The 17,429-nt window shown below is 66.4% G+C and carries 17 protein-coding genes; 11 read left to right on the top strand and 6 right to left on the bottom strand.

Annotated elements, in window-relative coordinates:
- Positions 1-170: 170 nt before the first annotated feature.
- On the bottom strand, positions 171-1,514 hold the full coding sequence (locus tag AC5LXK_RS27250) for an NAD(P)/FAD-dependent oxidoreductase (protein ID WP_493391759.1): 1,344 nt from the start codon (positions 1,512-1,514) through the stop codon (positions 171-173).
- A gap of 279 nt (positions 1,515-1,793) precedes the next feature.
- Positions 1,794-4,547 carry a DNA polymerase I gene (gene polA / locus AC5LXK_RS27255; RefSeq protein ID WP_493391760.1) on the bottom strand — a complete coding sequence of 918 codons (2,754 nt, stop codon included), beginning with the start codon at positions 4,545-4,547 and terminating at the stop codon, positions 1,794-1,796.
- Between the two features lies 1 nt (position 4,548).
- Between polA and AC5LXK_RS27260 the strand changes: the two genes are divergently transcribed.
- Complete coding sequence (locus tag AC5LXK_RS27260) at positions 4,549-5,307, top strand: LOG family protein (protein ID WP_493391761.1); 759 nt, start codon at positions 4,549-4,551, stop codon at positions 5,305-5,307.
- 390 nt (positions 5,308-5,697) lie between these two features.
- Positions 5,698-5,976 (top strand): hypothetical protein, encoded by a 279-nt coding sequence (locus AC5LXK_RS27265; RefSeq protein WP_493391762.1) that lies wholly within the window; start codon positions 5,698-5,700, stop codon positions 5,974-5,976.
- Between the two features lie 150 nt (positions 5,977-6,126).
- On the opposite strand, the gene AC5LXK_RS27270 is transcribed toward AC5LXK_RS27265, so the two are convergent.
- Entirely contained in the window at positions 6,127-7,059 is a 933-nt protein-coding gene (locus AC5LXK_RS27270; RefSeq protein WP_493391763.1) for a LysR family transcriptional regulator, read from the bottom strand.
- Positions 7,060-7,100: 41 nt separating this feature from the next.
- On the opposite strand from AC5LXK_RS27270, the gene AC5LXK_RS27275 reads away from it, so the two are divergent.
- The 3 genes from AC5LXK_RS27275 to AC5LXK_RS27285 are packed head-to-tail and all read left to right on the top strand — an operon-like array spanning position 7,101 to position 9,539.
- Positions 7,101-7,685, top strand: a complete 585-nt coding sequence (locus tag AC5LXK_RS27275; protein WP_493391764.1) for a cupin domain-containing protein — start codon at positions 7,101-7,103, stop codon at positions 7,683-7,685.
- A gap of 52 nt (positions 7,686-7,737) precedes the next feature.
- Entirely contained in the window at positions 7,738-8,541 is an 804-nt protein-coding gene (locus tag AC5LXK_RS27280; protein WP_493391765.1) for an SDR family NAD(P)-dependent oxidoreductase, read from the top strand.
- A 26-nt stretch (positions 8,542-8,567) separates the two neighbouring features.
- Positions 8,568-9,539, top strand: a complete 972-nt coding sequence (locus AC5LXK_RS27285) for an aldo/keto reductase (RefSeq protein ID WP_493391766.1) — start codon at positions 8,568-8,570, stop codon at positions 9,537-9,539.
- Between the two features lie 270 nt (positions 9,540-9,809).
- Here the strand turns inward: AC5LXK_RS27285 and AC5LXK_RS27290 are convergent, their stop codons facing one another.
- Positions 9,810-11,336, bottom strand: coding sequence for an AMP nucleosidase (locus tag AC5LXK_RS27290; protein WP_493391767.1), 1,527 nt, complete (start codon positions 11,334-11,336; stop codon positions 9,810-9,812).
- 129 nt (positions 11,337-11,465) lie between these two features.
- Between AC5LXK_RS27290 and AC5LXK_RS27295 the strand changes: the two genes are divergently transcribed.
- The 5 genes from AC5LXK_RS27295 (at position 11,466) to AC5LXK_RS27315 (ending at position 14,976) form a co-directional block, all read left to right on the top strand.
- Positions 11,466-11,858 carry a hypothetical protein gene (locus tag AC5LXK_RS27295; protein ID WP_493391768.1) on the top strand — a complete coding sequence of 131 codons (393 nt, stop codon included), beginning with the start codon at positions 11,466-11,468 and terminating at the stop codon, positions 11,856-11,858.
- A gap of 99 nt (positions 11,859-11,957) precedes the next feature.
- Positions 11,958-12,956 carry a homoserine kinase gene (locus tag AC5LXK_RS27300; RefSeq protein WP_493391769.1) on the top strand — a complete coding sequence of 333 codons (999 nt, stop codon included), beginning with the start codon at positions 11,958-11,960 and terminating at the stop codon, positions 12,954-12,956.
- Positions 12,947-13,756: a BPSS1780 family membrane protein gene (locus AC5LXK_RS27305; protein WP_493391770.1), complete on the top strand. Its 810-nt coding sequence runs from the start codon at positions 12,947-12,949 to the stop codon at positions 13,754-13,756. Before AC5LXK_RS27300 ends, AC5LXK_RS27305 begins: the two co-directional genes overlap by 10 nt.
- Positions 13,757-13,949: 193 nt before the next feature.
- Entirely contained in the window at positions 13,950-14,402 is a 453-nt protein-coding gene (locus AC5LXK_RS27310; protein ID WP_493391771.1) for a MarR family winged helix-turn-helix transcriptional regulator, read from the top strand.
- Positions 14,403-14,556: 154 nt separating this feature from the next.
- A complete protein-coding gene (locus tag AC5LXK_RS27315) occupies positions 14,557-14,976 on the top strand; it encodes an organic hydroperoxide resistance protein (RefSeq protein WP_493391772.1) in 420 nt (139 codons plus the stop codon).
- A 107-nt stretch (positions 14,977-15,083) separates the two neighbouring features.
- Here the strand turns inward: AC5LXK_RS27315 and AC5LXK_RS27320 are convergent, their stop codons facing one another.
- Both AC5LXK_RS27320 and AC5LXK_RS27325 read right to left on the bottom strand, forming a co-directional pair.
- Entirely contained in the window at positions 15,084-15,260 is a 177-nt protein-coding gene (locus tag AC5LXK_RS27320) for a DUF3563 family protein (RefSeq protein ID WP_493391773.1), read from the bottom strand.
- A gap of 75 nt (positions 15,261-15,335) precedes the next feature.
- Complete coding sequence (locus AC5LXK_RS27325) at positions 15,336-16,445, bottom strand: extracellular catalytic domain type 1 short-chain-length polyhydroxyalkanoate depolymerase (RefSeq protein WP_493391774.1); 1,110 nt, start codon at positions 16,443-16,445, stop codon at positions 15,336-15,338.
- 259 nt (positions 16,446-16,704) lie between these two features.
- Between AC5LXK_RS27325 and AC5LXK_RS27330 the strand changes: the two genes are divergently transcribed.
- Positions 16,705-17,403: a phosphatase PAP2 family protein gene (locus AC5LXK_RS27330; protein WP_493391775.1), complete on the top strand. Its 699-nt coding sequence runs from the start codon at positions 16,705-16,707 to the stop codon at positions 17,401-17,403.
- Positions 17,404-17,429: the final 26 nt, after the last annotated feature.

Genomic DNA, 17,429 nt, shown 5'->3' on the forward strand with positions numbered 1-17,429 from the left:
GCCCGCTGGCGGCCCGACGAATCAAGGTACAACGGCACGTGTCGATCGCCGTTTCGCGACCGGATGCCGGCGAACTCGAAAGCAAAACGCGGGGCCACCCGCAAAAATCAACGGGCGGGGGACACGCACAATGTACCCACGCCCCGCCCGCTCCACGTACAGACGCGCAGTCAGTGCAGCTTGACGCGCGGCAGCGTCGTGCGCCGCAGCCAGTGCGCGACCGTATCGAGCATCATGCGCGGATAGCCGTGCAGCGCGGCGATGTGCATGCGGTACAGCGACATGTACATGAAGCGTGCGAACAGCCCCTCGATCAGCATGTTGCCGCCGATCAGCCCGCCCATCAGGTTGCCGACCGCGCTGAAATGGCCGAGCGACACGAGCGAGCCCAGGTCGCGATACGTGAATTCGGGCAGCGGACGCCCTTCGAGCCGGCAGCCGATCGCCTTCAGCAGGAAGTTCGCCTGCTGGTGCGCCGCCTGCGCACGCGGCGGCACGTTGCGCTCGTTGCCGGGCCACGCGCAGGCCGCGCAATCGCCGAGCGCGAATATGTTGTCGTCGGTGAAGGTCTGCAGCGTGCGGCGCACGTCGAGCTGGCCAAGCTTGTTGACCTGGAGCCCATCGAGATTCGCGAGCACGGACGGCGCCTTGATGCCGGCGGCCCAGACCGTCAGGTCGGCACGCACCGTCTTGCCGCTCGCCGTGTGGATGGCCCCGGGCGCCACCTCCGTCACGCGCTCGGCGAGCATCAGCCGCACGCCGATCTTTTCGAGCAGTTCGGCCGTTGCCGACGACACGCGCTCCGGCAGCGCCGGGAGGATCCGCGGCCCCGATTCGATCAGCACGATACCGACGTCGTGTCGCGGATCGAGCTTGTGCAGCCCGTAGGCCGACAACACCTGCGCGGTGTTGCGCAGCTCGGCGGACAGCTCGACGCCGGTGGCGCCGCCGCCGACGATCGCAACCTGGATGCGCGGCTCCGCCGCTTCACCCGGTGCGCCCGATGCAGCCGGCGCCGGGCTCTGGTGCTCGGCGCGCATGCACGCAGCAATCAACCGCTTGCGGAAGCGCTCGGCCTCGCCCACCGTATCGAGTGCGATCGCGTTTTCCGCCGCGCCCTGCACGCCGAAGAAGTGGGTCGTGCTGCCGATCGCGATCACGAGCGTGTCGTATTCCAGCTCGCGCGCCGGCAGCAGCTCCTCGCCGTCGCTGTCGTTGACCGGCGCGAGCGTGATGCGTTTCGCGGCGCGGTCGAGCCCGGTCAGCCCGCCCTGCTGGAATTCGAAGCCGTGCCAGCGCGCCTGCGCCGCGTATTCGAGCTCCTGCGTGAACGGGTCCATGCTGCCGGCAGCGACTTCGTGCAGCAGCGGTTTCCAGATGTGGGTCGGATTGCGGTCGACGAGCGTGACGAGCGCACGCGCGGAACGATTGCCGCGCGCGCCGTAACGGTCGCCGAGCCGCGTCGCCAGTTCCAGGCCGCCCGCGCCTCCGCCTATGATGATGATCCGATGCATCTGATTCCCCCTTTGCGATTCGAAACTGCTGCCGCCGGACGAAGCAAACGCGATGCCTTCGCGCCGCCCGGTGGATTAACCGGTTCGGACATCATCGATGTGCAGTTCGAAACACTTCGATGCGCCCGGCCCCGGAACGCGGGGCGCGCCGCCCCGCGTCAATGACATGACTGACATGCATTGTCCCGGAGCTTGCGCGTTGACGACAAGCAAACCATCTCGATATTCAGCATCCCTGCAACAATATGCCGCGGGAAACGGGGGCCGCGCGGGGGTGCGTCAGTGTGCCTCTTCCCAGTTCGCACCGGCGCCCACTTCAGCGACCAGCGGCACCTTCAGCTTCGCGACGCCGCACATCATTTCCGGCAGTTTCTCGCGCATGAGCGACAGTTCTTCGTCGGGCACCTCGAGCACCAGTTCATCGTGCACCTGCATGATCATCCGCGACGCGAGCTTGTCGCGCGTGAGCCAGTCGTCCACCGCGATCATCGACAGCTTGATCAGGTCGGCTGCCGTGCCCTGCATCGGCGCATTGATGGCCGCGCGCTCGGCTGCCTGGCGGCGCGGACCGTTGCCGCCGTTGATCTCCGGCAGCCACAGGCGGCGGCCGAAAACGGTTTCGACGTAGCCCTTCTCCTTCGCGATCGAGCGCGTGTCTTCCATGTACTGCGCAACGCCCGGATAGCGGGCGAAATAACGGTCGATATAGAGCTTCGCCGCGTCGCGCGTGATGCCGAGGTTCGACGCGAGCCCGAACGCGCTCATCCCGTAGATGAGCCCGAAGTTGATCACCTTCGCGATCCGGCGCTGGTCGGAATTGACCTCCAGCGGCGTCACGCCGAACACCTCGGCAGCCGTCGCGCGGTGAATGTCCTCGCCCTGCGAAAACGCGCGCAGCAGCGACGCGTCACCCGAGATGTGCGCCATGATCCGCAGTTCGATCTGCGAATAGTCGGCCGACACGATCCGGTGGCCCGGCGACGCGATGAACGCCTCGCGGATGCGCCGGCCTTCGGCCGTGCGCACCGGAATGTTCTGAAGATTCGGGTCGTTCGAGGCAAGACGGCCGGTGACAGCCACAGCCTGCGCGTAGTTCGTGTGCACGCGGCCGGTGGCCGGGTTCACCATGCGCGGCAGCTTGTCGGTATAGGTCGACTTCAGCTTCGACAGCCCGCGATGTTCGAGCAGCAGCTTCGGCAGCGGATAATCCTCGGCCAGCTTCTGCAGCACCTCTTCGTCGGTCGACGGCGCACCGCTCGGCGTCTTCTTCACGACCGGCAGTTGCAGCTTCTCGAAGAAGATCTGCCCGATCTGCTTCGGCGAACCGAGATTGAACTCGCCGCCCGCCAGTTCGTATGCCTGCGCTTCGAGCTCGATCAGGCGCGTCGCGATTTCGGTGCTCTGCGCCTGCAGGCGCACATCGTCGATCAGCACGCCGGTGCGCTCCATCTTGCGCAGCACGAGCGACACCGGCATCTCGATCTCGCGGTACACGCGCTCGAGGCCGGGCTCGCGCGCGACCTGCGGATACAACGCGTGATGGAGCTGCAGCGTGACGTCGGCATCTTCGGCCGCGTATTCGGCAGCCTGCGTGAGCGCCACTTCGTCGAAACCGATCTGCTTCGCGCCCTTGCCGGCGACGTCTTCATACTTGATCGTCTTGACGCCCAGATGACGCAGCGCGAGGCTGTCCATGTCGTGCGTGCGGTGCGATTCGACCACGTACGATTCGAGCAGCGTGTCGTGCTCGATGCCGTTCAGCGCGATGTCGTAGTTCGCCAGCACCTGCGCGTCGTATTTCAGGTGCTGGCCGACCTTCTTGCGATCGGCCGCCTCGAGCCACGGCTTCAGGCGCGCGAGCACCTCGTCGATCGGAAGCTGCTCGGGCATGTCGGGGCCGCGATGCGCGACCGGCAGGTAGGCTGCCTTGCCCGGCTCGACCGAGAACGACAGACCGACGAGCCGCGCGAGCATCGGATCGAGCGCGGTGGTTTCGGTGTCGAACGCGGTCAGTGCGGCCGCATCGATCTTCGCGAACCACGCGTCGAACTGCTCCCAGGTCTGGATCGTGTCGTATTCGCGGACGATGTCCGCCGCGACCACCGGTGCCGGCTCGCCTTCCGGCGCATCGGCGCCGCCGCCTTCCGCGGGTGCGCTGTCGACTTCACGCAGCCAGGTCTTGAAGCCGTAGCGCGCGAAGATGTCGCGCATCAGGTCGCGCGCTTCGCCGTCGCTCTTCAGCGACGCTTCGATCGATTCGAGATGCGGCGCGAGATCGCAGGCCGTCTCGACCGTCACAAGCGTGCGGCCGAGCGGCAGGAAGTCGAGCGCACGGCGCAGGTTGTCGCCGACCACGCCCTTGATCTCGCCCGCATGCGCCATGACACCGTCGAGGCTGTCGTATTGCGCGAGCCATTTCACGGCCGTCTTCGGCCCGCACTTCTCGACGCCCGGCACGTTGTCGACGGTGTCGCCGATCAGCGCGAGATAGTCGATGATGCGCTCGGGCGGCACGCCGAACTTCGCGATCACGCCGTCGCGATCGAGCGTCTCGTTGGTCATCGTGTTGACGAGCGTGACGTGGTCGGTCACGAGCTGCGCGAGATCCTTGTCGCCGGTCGACACGATCACGTTCATCCCGTGCCGTTCGGCTTCGCGCGCGAGCGTGCCGATCACGTCGTCGGCCTCGACGCCTTCGACCATCAGCAGCGGCCAGCCGAGCGCGCGCACGGCGCCGTGGATCGGTTCGACCTGCAATGCGAGGTCAGGCGGCATCGACGGACGGTTTGCCTTATAGTCGGCATAAAGGTCGTCACGGAACGTCTTGCCCTTTGCATCGAACACGCAAGCGCTATACTCTGCACTGACTTCCTTGCGCATACGGCGCAGCATGTTGATGATTCCGTAGAGCGCTCCGGTCGGCTCCCCGCCAGGGCCACGCAAATCAGGCATCGCATGGTAAGCCCGATAGAGATAGCTCGAACCATCAACCAATAGCAGGGTCTTACCTTCCAGATTTCGTTCTTCAGGCATTATGAACAAGAGAAAAGTGATTCCGAGTCTGCGTTCGCTCGCAGATCAAGAACGCGCGACGGCCAAGAAGGCGCGCGCATCGTGGCAGATGTTCACGATTATGGCAGAGTTTATCGAGGCGACCGAGTACCTGTCGGAGATCCGCCCGGCTGTCAGCATCTACGGCTCTGCCCGCCTCAAACCCGACACGCCGCACTACAAGCTCGCCGCGCAGATCGCGCGCAAGCTGTCCGACGCCGGCTTCGCCGTGATCTCCGGCGGCGGCCCCGGCATCATGGAAGCTGCGAACAAGGGTGCGCACGCCGGCAAGGCGCCGTCGGTCGGCCTGAACATCGAGCTGCCGCACGAGCAGGCCGGCAACCACTACCAGGACATCTCGCTGCGCTTCCGCCACTTTTTCACGCGCAAGGTCACGTTCGTGAAGAACTCGGATGCGGTGATCGTGATGCCGGGCGGTTTCGGCACGCTCGACGAGCTGTCCGAAGTGCTCACGCTGATCCAGACGAAAAAATCGCGCCTCGTGCCGATCATCCTCGTCGGTAGCGAGTTCTGGCAGGGGCTGCTGCAATGGTTCCGCGACCAGCTGATTCCGATGGGCCTGATCAATCCGGAAGACATGGACCTGATGCAGGTGATCGACGATCCCGACCAGGTGCTCGACGCGGTGCTCGCGTTCTACGAGGACAGCGGCGAGGAAGAAGGCTCGGAGGAAGAGGATCACCCGCCGCGGCCCGATGAAGACCGGATGTTCTATCTGTAATTCCTTCGTGGCGAGCGCCGGCCCGACGGCCGGCGCACCGCTCATCGCGCGGCAGGCATGGCTTCGGCCGCCTGCCGCGCGTCACTTTGTAACGCACCGTTAATCCCGCTTCGCGGCCGCGTGCCGTCGAATGTCAAATTCGCTTCGCGAGCGCTGTGCGATGCCGCGTGACGCTCCGTGTCCGCGGTTCGTCATTGTCAAATGGTGCAGCCCCCTGCCCTCGACCGGCCTCTGCCGGCCGGCAACCCGCCGTAATAAACCCGCCTCGCCTTTTCCGTCGTGCCCCAGCACACTGCATTGGGTCGGTGCGGCGTTTCCCCCGGTGGAACGGTCCCCCTCGCTTCCATCGCGTCGCGCCGGCCTCTTCACAACGACATCACGGAAAAGAACATGCAACGCTCGCTGATCGCCCTCGCCTTCGCCGGCCTCGGCCTTTCGCTGTCCGGCCTCGCCCATGCCGTCAACGTCGACGTCAACATCGGCACACCCGCGCCAGTCGTCGTCGCACCTGCGCCCGTCGTGGTCGTCGGCTGGCATGGCGACCGCTACTGGGACGGCCATCGCTACTGGGAACGCCGCGAGTGGGAAGACCACCAGCGGCATCATGGTCACGACGATCATGGCGGCTATCACTGCCCGCCGGGACACATGAAGAAGGGTGAGTGCTGAACGGCACCGCGTATTCACCCGCGATGCAAGGCCGTCCGCGCGCTTCGGCACCGGGCGGCCTTGCTGCTTTTGGCGTCTCTTCAGGCCTGCCCCGACCCGGCAGGTCTGAAGAGACGCCAACCATCGCCATCACCCTCGACAGCTACCGTGTCAGCCACGTGATTCCGCAAACGAGAGCGGCTCCAGATCCGGATGCGCGCCGAGCCGTGCAACGAGGAAATCCATCAGCAATCGGTTCCTGCGCGGCAGATGCTCACGCTGCGGCATGCACAGGTAGAGGCCATACCGGCAGGTGACGTGCCGGGTCAGCAGCGGCACGAGCCGTCCTTGACGTACATGCTCGTGGACCGAATAGCCGAAGAACTGGCCGATCGCGGCACCGCTCAGCACCGTGTCGAGTTCCGCGTCGATGTCGTTGGTCGCGATGAACGGGACGATCTGCCGCGAGTCGACTCGCCCGTCGACGAGGAATTCCCACGGAAACGGCTTGCCCGTGCGAGGGTACAGGAACGTGGTGCAACGATGATCGCTCAGTGCGTCGATCGTCTGCGGTTCGCCATGCCGGCGCAAATACGCGGGCGCCGCGCAGACAATCAGTTGCAGCTCGGCAATACGCCGTGCGATCAGCCCGCTGTCGGGCAGATCCCCGGTTCGAACCGCAATATCGATCCGCTGCTCGACGATATCGGCCATGTCGTCGCTGACGATCAGCTCGGCGGTCATGCCCGGATGCTGGTCGCAGAACTCGCCGAGCAACGGTGCGAGAAAACGCCGCGCCAACGAGTAAGGCGCCGCAACGCGTAGCGTGCCGACCGCGTGCTCGCGAGCGTCGTCGAGCATGCGCAGTGCGGTCTCCAATTCCCCGACGGCGCCACGGCACTGCGCGAGGAGGCGCTCGCCTTCGGCCGTCAGCGCGATCCGGTGTGTCGAACGCTGGAACAACCGGATATTCAGCAACGCCTCCAGTGCTGCCACCTGCTTGCTGGCCGCCTGTGGCGTCATGCCGAGCTCGCGGGCACCTGCGCTGATGCCGCCCGCGACCGCGACGCGGACGAACACCGTCAGCGCCTTCAAACGATCCATTCGATGCTCCCGTCGAGCCGGGCACGCCCGGGCATTCATCAATGGCGTCGCGACACCGCTCCGTCAAGTTGAATCGGTTTCAACCGGACCGGCGCTATGCGCGTGTCGTTCCGCTTCGCACAATGGCGCCGTCTTCAACGATCCGCCCCAACGGGCCGTTCACCATGAAATCGCGCGCATTTTTCACCGCTTTCCGCGCCGCCGCCGTGGCCGCGCCGATCATCGCCGGGATGTCATCGCCCGCGCTCGCGCAGGAAACCGACGCGCCTGCCCGTACCGTCGAAACGGTACTGCTGCGAACCACGCACGCGTGGGACGGCTCGCCCTACCGCGCCTATCCGGCGGCTCAACCGGAGATGACGGTCGTACGCTACCGCATCCCGCCGCACGCCGTACTGCCGTGGCATACGCATCCGTCGATCAACATCGGCTACGTCCTGTCGGGCCATCTGACTGCCGTGCGCCGCAGCGACGGCAAGCGGCTGGCGCTCGGCCCCGGCGACGTGGTGCCGGAGATGGTCGACGGCGCCCATCGCGGCGAGACCGGCAGCGAAACCGCCGAGCTGATCGTGTTCTACGCAGGCACGCCCGGCACACCGTTGACGGTTCCTGACGGCGAAGACTGAGCGCCGGCCCATCGGGCGGCTGATTTCACCCTGGTACGGAGCCCTGCACATCATGTCCGATTCACGCATCTTATCAACCCGTTCCACCGCGGCGCAGCACCGGCTCGGCGGGCGCGTCGCACTCGTCACCGGCGGCGGCACCGGTATCGGCCGGGCGGCCGCGCTCGCGTTCGCGCGAGAAGGCGCTCGCGTCGTCGTCGCCGGACGGCGCGCGGCGCCGCTCGACGACACCGTCCGGGCAATTACCAAGCGCGGCGGCGAAGCCTTCGCAGTAGCCGTCGACGTCGCCTCCGCCGATGGCGTGCGCAAGCTCGTCGACGCGACCATCGACCACTACGGCGCATTGCACGCAGCCTTCAACAATGCCGGGACGGAGGGTACGTTCGCACCGATCGTGGAACAGTCCGAGGCCGACTTCGACGACGTGATGGCCACCAATCTCAAGGGTACGTGGCTGTCGATCAAATACGAGATGGAAGCGATGCTCGCGCACGGCGGCGGTGCGATCGTCAACACGTCGTCGTGGCTCGCGAAAGGGGCACTTGCCGGCTCGTCGATCTACTCGGCGAGCAAGGGTGCACTCGATGCACTGGTGCGCGCGGTCGCGCTCGAAGGCGGCCCCCACGGAATCCGGATCAACAACGTGAACCCGGGCATCATCGACACGCCGATGGCACGCCGCTTCGGCGACGACGAGATGTTCCGGCCGTTTGCCGCGTTCACGCCTGCACGGCGGATCGGCACCCCCGAAGACGTGGCCGACGCAGCCGTCTGGCTCTGCAGCGACGAAGCACGCTTCGTGACCGGCGAGTCGATCCTCGTCGACGGCGGCTACACGATCGGCGGCATGCGCTGACCGGCGCCGCGACGGAGGTCGAACCGATGGAATACACGAGACTGGGAACGTCCGGGCTGAAAGTGTCGAAGCTGTGCCTGGGCTGCATGACCTACGGCCATCCGTCGTGGCGGCCGTGGGTGGTGACCGAGGACATGGCGCGCCCGTTCATCCGCGCAGCGCTCGACGCAGGTGTAACGTTTTTCGATACGGCCGATATCTACTCGGGCGGCGAGAGCGAGCGCATTCTCGGACGCGCACTGCGCGACTTCGCGACGCGCGATGACGTGGTAATCGCAACCAAGGCGTTCTTTCCGACCGGTGACGGGCCGAATGCGCGCGGGCTGTCACGCAAGCATCTGCTCGCGAGCATCGACGCGTCGCTGCAGCGCCTTGGCACGGACTACGTCGATCTCTACGTCATCCACCGGTTCGATCCGGATACGCCGATCGAAGAAACGCTCGACGCACTCGATACCCTCGTGAGGAGCGGCAAGGTCCGCTATCTGGGCGCATCGTCGATGCACGCGTGGCAATTCATGAAGATGCTCGCCTTCCAGCGACATCACGGCCTCGCGCCGTTCGTATCGATGCAGAGCCAGTACAGCCTGATCTGCCGGGAAGACGAGCGCGACATGCTGCCGCTGTGCGTCGACGAAGGCATCGCGTACACGCCATGGTCTCCGCTCGGCCGCGGGCTGTTGGCCGGCTCGCGCAGCGCGGAGACGACGCGCGCCGCGACCGACCAGCAGATGGTGTCCTGGTACGACGGCCGCGACGCGGTCGCCGCAACCGTCGAAGCGGTCGGGCAGGTGGCACTGGCGCGCGGCCTGCCCCCCGCGCGGATCGCCCTCGCATGGGCGTTGCGGCAACCCGGCGTGACGGCGCCGATCGTCGGGTTGTCGAAGCCGTATCACGTGATCGACGCGCTCGCGGCACTCGATCTGGCGCTCGACGAGCGCGAAACCGCGTTGCTCGAGGCAGCCTTCGACAGGACGATCGAGCCGGTGCAGTGGTGAACGCGTTGCCTGCGCCGGATCGGTCCAAGGTATCGGTGCCGCATGGACCACTGCCGGCGCGCGGACGCGATCCGGGCCGTCGATGCGGGCGCGAGTCGATGCGGGGAACGGAGCGGAACGGGTCGAGAAAATCAGCCGCCGGGGTTGTGCGCTGACGCCGGTTCGTAAGAGGATGGCGGCCGGCCGCGGGTGACCGGAAAAAGGCAGGCGTGCCCCGGTTGGCGACACATCGCACATCGCGATGCGCCCCGCAACCGAGGCGTGTTCACATCACTGGAACGCCACTTCCGCAAAACTCCGCAGCTTCCGGCTATGCAGCTTGTCGAGCCCGTTGGTACGCAGGATCTCCATCGCCTTCACGCCGATCTGCAGATGCTGGTCGACCTGCCCGCGATAGAACGTATCGGCCATGCCGGGCAGCTTCAGCTCGCCGTGCAGCGGCTTGTCCGATACGCACAGCAGCGTGCCGTACGGCACGCGGAAGCGGAAGCCGTTCGCGGCGATCGTCGCGCTTTCCATGTCGAGCGCGACCGCGCGGCTCTGCGACAGCCGCTGCACCGGCTCGCGATGGTCGCGCAGCTCCCAGTTGCGGTTGTCGACGCTCGCGACCGTACCCGTGCGCATCACGCGCTTCAGTTCGGCGCCCTCCAGCCGCGTGACGTCGGCCACCCCGCGCTCGAGTGCAAGCTGCACTTCAGCCAGCGCCGGAATCGGCACCCACAGCGGCAGGTCGGCGTCGAGCACGTGATCCTCGCGCACGTAACCGTGCGCCAGCACGTAATCGCCCAGACGCTGCGTGTTGCGCAGCCCCGCGCAGTGACCGAGCATCACCCACGCGTGCGGACGCAGCACCGCGATGTGATCGGTGATCGTCTTCGCGTTCGACGGGCCGACGCCGATGTTGACCATCGTGATCCCGCTGCCGTCCGCGCGCTTCAGGTGATACGCGGGCATCTGCGGCAGGCGCGGCGGCGCGGCGCCCTCGGCCGGCTCGCTACCGAGGTTCGCGTTGTACGTGACGACGTCGCCCGGCTCGACGAACGAGCTGTACTGGCTGCGGTACGCGCGCACTTCCGGATCGTCGCTCTCCGTCATCACCGTGCGGCCGAGCTTCACGAACTCGTCGATGTAGAACTGGTAGTTCGTGTAGAGCACGTAGTTCTGGAAATGCGTGGGCGACGTTGCCGTGTAGTGGCGCAGCCGGTGCAGCGAGAAGTCGACGCGCGCGGCCGTGAACAGCGCGAGCGGATGCGGCTCGCCCGGCGCCGGCTCGAATGTGCCGTTGACGATGCGGTCGTCGAGATACGACAGGTCGGGCGTATCGAAGATGTCGCGCATCGCGAGCAGACGCTCGCGATCGAGTTCGCCCTCGAGATGGATACCTTCCGGAAACGCGAAATGGATCGGAATCGGCTGCGACGACACGCCGATCTCGATCTTCACATGGTGGTTCTTCGACAGCAGGCGCAACTGCTCGCGGTAGTAGTTCGCGAAGAGATCGGGGCGCGTGACCGTCGTCTCGAATACGCCGGGGCCCGCGACGAAACCGTACGAGCGGCGCGAATCGACGTGCGTGTTGACGTCGGTGCGGATCCGCACGAACGGATAGCAGGCGCGCACGTGCTCGGTAATCGGCTCATGGCGGCGATAGCGTGCGAACGCGTCGCGCAGGAAGCCCGTATTCGTGTCGTAAATGGCGGACAGCCGCGCAACGGCGGCGATCGGATCGTCGAAAGCCTCGACGGACGGGCTTTCGGGCGACAGCACACGGTGCCGGCGGCTCAAATCGTTCTTCATTTTCATCACCTCGTCTGATCGAACGACATTACCACGGAACCCGGCCACGCTTATGGCCGCCCCTGCGCACGCAAGGGCCGGATGGTGCGCAGTATTTGCTAAAATCGGTAAGTTCACTGGAGACTCATCATGAAGCCGCTCATTCTCGTCGCCGCTGCCGCCGTGTTTGCCGCCGCCAGCGCCGCCGCTTACGCCGCCGGCGGCACGCCTGACGCCGACGCGCAGGCCAAGGCCAACGAAGCCGCCGGCCTGCCCGATCTCCGCCAGATCAACCGGCCGGGCGCCGAAGTCACGTCGAAAGTCGACTTCGCGGACATCCGCCGCACACCGAGCTTCCACGAAAAGAGCAAGAACGGCACCGAAATCACCGAGTACCGCGACCGCGGCAAACCGGTCGAGATCGACGTGAAGTCGAACTTCGGCACGCGCTACCAGATGAGCTCGACGCCCGACACGTCGCCGAAGCCGCACGACGCGGGCATCCCGATCACGCGCCTGCCGTCGCTGAACCTGCGCTACTGATTCCGTGGCGTGGCGCGTCGATCGCGCCGCGCCGCCCCTTTACCTGCTGTCGCGATGCACGCCGCCCGCGTGCCGACACCCTGACCTGACGCATCCCGCATGGCCGTTTTCACCGCTGTTTCCGACTCCGATCTCGCGCAATGGATGCGCCACTACGAACTGGGCGACGTGCTTGCGTTCCGCGGCATTCCGTCCGGTATCGAAAACAGCAATTTCTTCCTGACGACGACGCGCGGCGAATACGTCCTCACGATCTTCGAAAAGCTGTCGGCGCAGCAATTGCCGTTCTACCTCGACCTGATGCGCCATCTGGCCGGCCACGGCGTGCCGGTGCCGGATCCGGTTCCGCGCGACGACGGCGCGCTGTTCGGCGAATTGCACGGCAAACCGGCCGCGATCGTCACGAAGCTCGACGGCGCGGCGGAACTCGCGCCGGGGGTCGAACACTGCATCGAGGTCGGGCAGATGCTCGCGCGCCTGCATCTCGCGGGGCGCGACTATCCGCGCAACCAGCCGAACCTGCGCAGCCTGCCGTGGTGGCAGGAAAACGTGCCGGCGATCGTGCCGTTCATCTCGGACGCGCAACGCGCGCTGCTCGAGGGCGAGCTCGCACACCAGGCCAGCTTCTTCGCGTCGGACGACTACGCGGCGCTGCCGGCCGGTCCGTGCCATTGCGACCTGTTCCGCGACAACGTGCTGTTCGCGCACGCGGCGCCCGGCACCGGCCACGCGGTACGGCTCGGCGGCTTCTTCGACTTCTATTTCGCGGGCTGCGACAAGTGGCTGTTCGACGTCGCCGTGACCGTCAACGACTGGTGCGTCGACCTCGCGACCGGCGTGCTCGACGTCGCCCGCGCCGACGCGCTGCTGCGCGCGTACCAGACGGTCCGGCCGTTCACGGCCGAGGAGCGCCGCCACTGGAGCGACATGCTGCGCGCGGGCGCGTACCGCTTCTGGGTGTCGCGCCTGTACGACTTCTACCTGCCGCGCGCGGCCGAGATGCTCAAGCCGCACGACCCCGGCCATTTCGAACGCATCCTGCGTGAGCGTATCGCGCATACGCCCGCGCTTCCCGAGATCCAAACCGCATGCAACTGATCGAAGTGCCCGCTAAAACGGGCTATGTCTGGTTCCGTCAAGGCATCTGGCTGTTCCGCCGGAATCCGCTGGCGTTCATCACGCTGTTCTTCACGTACCTGCTCGCCATTACGCTGGTGTCGATGGTGCCCGTGATCGGCTCGGCGCTGCCGCTGGTGTTCATTCCCGGCATCGCGGTCGGCTTCATGGCCGCGTGCCGCGACACGGTGGCCGGCAAGACCGTGATGCCGACGATCCTCGTCGACGGCTTCCGCTCGTACGGCACCGTCGCAACCCAGCGGCTGCTCGTGCTCGGCGTGATCTACGTCGCGGCGATGGTGCTGGTGTTCGCCGCCTCGTCGTTCGTCGACGGCGGCGCGCTGTTCCACGTGATGATGGGCGCGGCCGACGAAGCGAGCACGACACCGGAAGCGCTCGCCGCGCAAGGCACGCTCGGCGCGCTGTTCTTCGCGACGCTGCTCTACCTGCCGGTCGCGATGCTGTTCTGGTTCGCGCCGGTGCTGGTCGCGTGGCACGACGTCCCGCCCGCGAAGGCGCTGTTCTTCAGCGTCGTCAGCTGCTGGCGCAACCGCGGTGCGTTCTTCGTGTACGGCGTGCTGTGGTTCGGCGTCGCGCTCGGCACGTCGCTCGCGCTGTCGCTGCTGCTGCAGGCGCTCGGCGCCGGCGCGTATGCGCTGACGATCATGATGCCGGTGACGATCATCATCGTCACGATGCTGTACTGCTCGTTCTACGCGACCTATCGCGGCTGCTTCGGCGTGCAGGAACCCGGCGCAACGACGACCCTGTCGGGCCGCTGATCGTCCCCGCCGGCGCGCGCCGCCGGCCATCAAGCCGTTCCCCGCGCCGGGTTGCCGCCCGGTGCGCTTTCGCCCCCCTTTCCCGCCTCAGCCGTCGGCAGCCCCTCGCCGAGCGCCCCTGTTCAACCCGGTCTTTTGCGCGCAAAATAATTTGTGTACAAATTGTTCGCGCGTTCATCGCGCCCTCCGGATCATGGACCGCCCACCCGCACTGCCCCAGACGCTCGACGAGCAACTGTGCTTCGCGCTCTACTCGACTTCGCACGCGATGACGAAGGCGTACAAGCCGCTGCTCGACAAGCTGTCGCTGACCTATCCCCAATATCTCGCGATGCTCGTGCTGTGGGAACGCGACGACATCGCGGTGAAGGACATCGCCGCGCGGCTCGACCTCGACCCGGCCACGGTCACACCGCTGCTCAAGCGGCTGGAAGCGCTCGGCTACGTCGAGCGCGTGCGCAGCGAGACCGACGAACGCGTCGTGAATGTCCGCGTGACGCCGGAAGGCCGTGCACTGAAGGATCGCGCGCGCTCGGTGCCCGCCGATCTCTTTTGCGCGATGCAGCAAACGCCCGAGTTCCTGGTCAGGTTGCGCGCCGATCTCCAGCAACTGCGCGACGCGCTGTCGGCCGCCAACGAACGCTGACGCGCGAGCGCCGATCGACCGGCCCGGTACTGCCGGGCCTTTTCTTCAAAATTTCATTTGCACACTAATGATTTGTGTTCTATATTTTATTCGTGGCCGGCGACATCCCGTTTGACCGGACCGCTTTTCCCCTTTTCCCGACAGGAGCTGCACGATGAACATTCTGTACAAGACCAGCGCCACGAGCACGGGCGGCCGCGACGGCCGCGCGGTATCCGCCGACAACAAGCTGGACGTGAAGCTGGCCGCGCCGCGCGAACTCGGCGGCACGGGCGCGGAAGGCACGAATCCGGAGCAACTGTTTGCGGCAGGTTACTCGGCCTGCTTCCTGAGCGCGATGAAATTCGTCGCCGGCCAGAACAAGCAGGCGCTGCCGGCGGATACGCAGGTCACGGCGGAAGTGGGCATCGGCCCGAACGACGCAGGCGGCTTCGGGCTCGACGTCGAACTGCGTGTCTCGCTGCCGGGGCTCGACAAGGCCGATGCACAGGCGCTGGTCGAAAAGGCCCACCACGTGTGCCCGTATTCGAACGCCACGCGCAACAACGTGCCGGTGCGCCTGACGGTCGTCTGACCCGACGCCGGGCCGCGAATGCAAAAAGGGCGCGTGCGGCTACATGCCGCACGCGCCCTTTTGCGCGATTCGACGAAACCGCGGGCCCACAGGCCCGCGTGCGCTGCTTAGCGCGCGCCGATCGAGTACGGGCGGTTCATCGCCGCTTCGCGATCGATCTTGCGCATGCGGAATTCGAGATCATAGATATCGGTGGCGTCGGCCAGGTACGCCTCGGCGCGCTCTTTCGAGGCCTTTTCAGCGTTCTTGGTCAGCATCAGGAAGAGGTGGCTCAGCAGGTACATGTTCGATCTCGCAAAGGTCTTTGACTAGGGTTTCCACTTATTATAGGGAAAACCCTAGATCTTGGCCAGCATCGATCAAACCGTGCGTCGTTCGGCCGCCACAGTGCGACGATTGGTTTCGAAAAAAGCCCAGATCATCGCACTCGCATCGGGGCCGACCGCCGCATGAAACGGTACGGCTTCGTCGCCGCCGGCCCACGAGTGATCGAGCCCTTTCACGTGACAAAGCCGGACGACCGGCTCGCCGTCGCGGCAGACATCGGTGATCTGCGCCCCCGCTTCGCGCGTCTCGACGCGCTCGCCGCCGCGCAGCGCGCCGCGGGCGTCGGCCAGCCCGTTCAGGCGCATGAACTGTACGGTCAGCTGGTCGGCATTCTTCGGCGCGACGACGTGGTCGCCGTCGCCCTGGACGATCAGCGCGGGCATGCCCGGATACGCTGCGGCATCGACCAGTGCATCGACCGCTGCGGCCGGGTTCTGTCGCAGGCCGCGCCGCATCACGTCCATCGCGGCGATGCCGGAATTCGCCTCGCCGAACGCGGGGCCGGAGTGCAGCGCGACGGCTGCGAAGCGGTCCGGATGGTGCAGTGCAAGAAGCGACGCGAGACCCGCGCCGGCCGACAGCCCCGCAACGTAGACGCGCGATGCGTCGAAGCCGTATTCGTCGACGAGTGCATCGACCAGCGACGCCACCGCGTTCGCCTCGCCGCGGCCCGCACGGTCGGTATCGTCATACCAGTGCCAGCAGCCGTGTGCGTGTGCGCGCAGCGACTGTTCCGGATACAGCACCGCGAAACCGTGCTTGTCTGCCAGCAGGTTCATCCGCGTGCCCTGCACGAATTCGTCGACGGACTGCTGACAGCCGTGCAGCATCACGACGAGCGGCATCGCGCCGCGCCGGCGGCCGGGCGGCACGTACAGGCCGTACGCGAGATTCTGGACGAGGCGCCCGAGCGCGGGCGCCATCGGATGTTCGCCGCGCGTCCACTCGCCCGCCGCCCACGCGGCGGCACGGGGGCGCACACGCGATTCGCGCGGCGGGGACAGATCGGATACGGCGGGAGAGGCCGCAGCCTCGAGTGCGTCGCGCGTGATGCGCTGCGCATCGCGCGTCGCGCGCTTGGCGGCCGGAGACAGCATGCGTTTCATGCCGCCCAGCCACACCTTGGTCAGACTTTTGGTCATCGATCGGGCTCGCAGTCAGGAAAAATAGGGGCGCCATGAAGGCGCCACAACGGATGCATCGTTCGACTTTGTGCAATGCACCATAACATTGTTTCTGGGATTTTTCCTGCACGCCGATAGTTCCCGGCGGCGCAAAAAGCGGGCCTCATGCATACGCGGCGCTATACTGGGGTTTCGCCGCTTGTATCCGTTGTAGTCGTTCTTTCCGGCTCGCGCGTTGATTTAAGCATTCCCCCCGCCTTCGTTCGCCCCCTTCCCGATGTTCGACCTGTCGTCTCACCTGTGGATCATGATCACCGCGTTCGGCGGCGCCGGCCTGACCCTGCCGCTCGCGATCACGATTGCCATCTGGCTCGCGCTCGGTTACTCGTGGCAGCGTGCGGCCGCGTGGCTCGGCGTGCTCGCCGCCGCGATCGGCGTGGTCGCGCTCACGAAGATCGCATTCCTCGGCTGGGGCATCGGCATCCGCGCGTGGGATTTCACCGGGTTCAGCGGCCATGCGATGCTGTCGACGTCGGTGTATCCGGTCGCGATCTTCCTCGCGCTGATCCGCACGCGCGCGCCGGTGCGGATCGCCGGCATCGCGCTCGGGCTCGCGGCCGGCATCGCGGTGGGCGTGTCGCGCGTCGCGCTCGACGCGCATTCGCCGTCCGAATCGATCACCGGCTGCATCGTCGGCGCGATCGCTGCGCTCGCGTTCATCGCCGGCTCGTGGCGCGCGGTGCCGCACCGCTGGTCGGTGCCGGCGGTCGTCGCGAGCCTCGCGCTCGTTACCGTCGCGCTGCACGGCATCACGGTGCCGTCGCATCGCTGGGTCACCAAGGTCGCGCTGCAACTGTCGGGGCACGAGCGCCCGTTCGTCCGTGCACGCTGGAAGGCCAACCCGAACTACCATCCCGCGTCGCAACCGTCGTCGCTGCAGCGCACCGAATCGTCGACGCACACGCTCCGCACGTGACGGGCCGCCCGGCCGTCACCCTCGCA

The organism is Burkholderia pulmonis (assembly GCF_984667975.1).

Bases quoted from the DNA above. Each gene is read 5' to 3' on its own strand.
- AC5LXK_RS27300 (WP_493391769.1), top strand. From the start codon at position 11,958: ATGGCCGTTTTCACCGCTGTTTCCGACTCCGATCTCGCGCAATGGATG.
- polA (WP_493391760.1), bottom strand. From the start codon at position 4,547: ATGCCTGAAGAACGAAATCTGGAAGGTAAGACCCTGCTATTGGTTGAT.
- AC5LXK_RS27265 (WP_493391762.1), top strand. From the start codon at position 5,698: ATGCAACGCTCGCTGATCGCCCTCGCCTTCGCCGGCCTCGGCCTTTCG.
- AC5LXK_RS27285 (WP_493391766.1), top strand. From the start codon at position 8,568: ATGGAATACACGAGACTGGGAACGTCCGGGCTGAAAGTGTCGAAGCTG.
- AC5LXK_RS27310 (WP_493391771.1), top strand. From the start codon at position 13,950: ATGGACCGCCCACCCGCACTGCCCCAGACGCTCGACGAGCAACTGTGC.
- AC5LXK_RS27305 (WP_493391770.1), top strand. From the start codon at position 12,947: ATGCAACTGATCGAAGTGCCCGCTAAAACGGGCTATGTCTGGTTCCGT.
- AC5LXK_RS27280 (WP_493391765.1), top strand. From the start codon at position 7,738: ATGTCCGATTCACGCATCTTATCAACCCGTTCCACCGCGGCGCAGCAC.
- AC5LXK_RS27325 (WP_493391774.1), bottom strand. From the start codon at position 16,445: ATGACCAAAAGTCTGACCAAGGTGTGGCTGGGCGGCATGAAACGCATG.
- AC5LXK_RS27270 (WP_493391763.1), bottom strand. From the start codon at position 7,059: ATGGATCGTTTGAAGGCGCTGACGGTGTTCGTCCGCGTCGCGGTCGCG.
- AC5LXK_RS27275 (WP_493391764.1), top strand. From the start codon at position 7,101: ATGGCGTCGCGACACCGCTCCGTCAAGTTGAATCGGTTTCAACCGGAC.
- AC5LXK_RS27315 (WP_493391772.1), top strand. From the start codon at position 14,557: ATGAACATTCTGTACAAGACCAGCGCCACGAGCACGGGCGGCCGCGAC.
- AC5LXK_RS27320 (WP_493391773.1), bottom strand. From the start codon at position 15,260: ATGTACCTGCTGAGCCACCTCTTCCTGATGCTGACCAAGAACGCTGAA.
- AC5LXK_RS27330 (WP_493391775.1), top strand. From the start codon at position 16,705: ATGTTCGACCTGTCGTCTCACCTGTGGATCATGATCACCGCGTTCGGC.
- AC5LXK_RS27260 (WP_493391761.1), top strand. From the start codon at position 4,549: ATGAACAAGAGAAAAGTGATTCCGAGTCTGCGTTCGCTCGCAGATCAA.
- AC5LXK_RS27295 (WP_493391768.1), top strand. From the start codon at position 11,466: ATGAAGCCGCTCATTCTCGTCGCCGCTGCCGCCGTGTTTGCCGCCGCC.
- AC5LXK_RS27290 (WP_493391767.1), bottom strand. From the start codon at position 11,336: ATGAAGAACGATTTGAGCCGCCGGCACCGTGTGCTGTCGCCCGAAAGC.
- AC5LXK_RS27250 (WP_493391759.1), bottom strand. From the start codon at position 1,514: ATGCATCGGATCATCATCATAGGCGGAGGCGCGGGCGGCCTGGAACTG.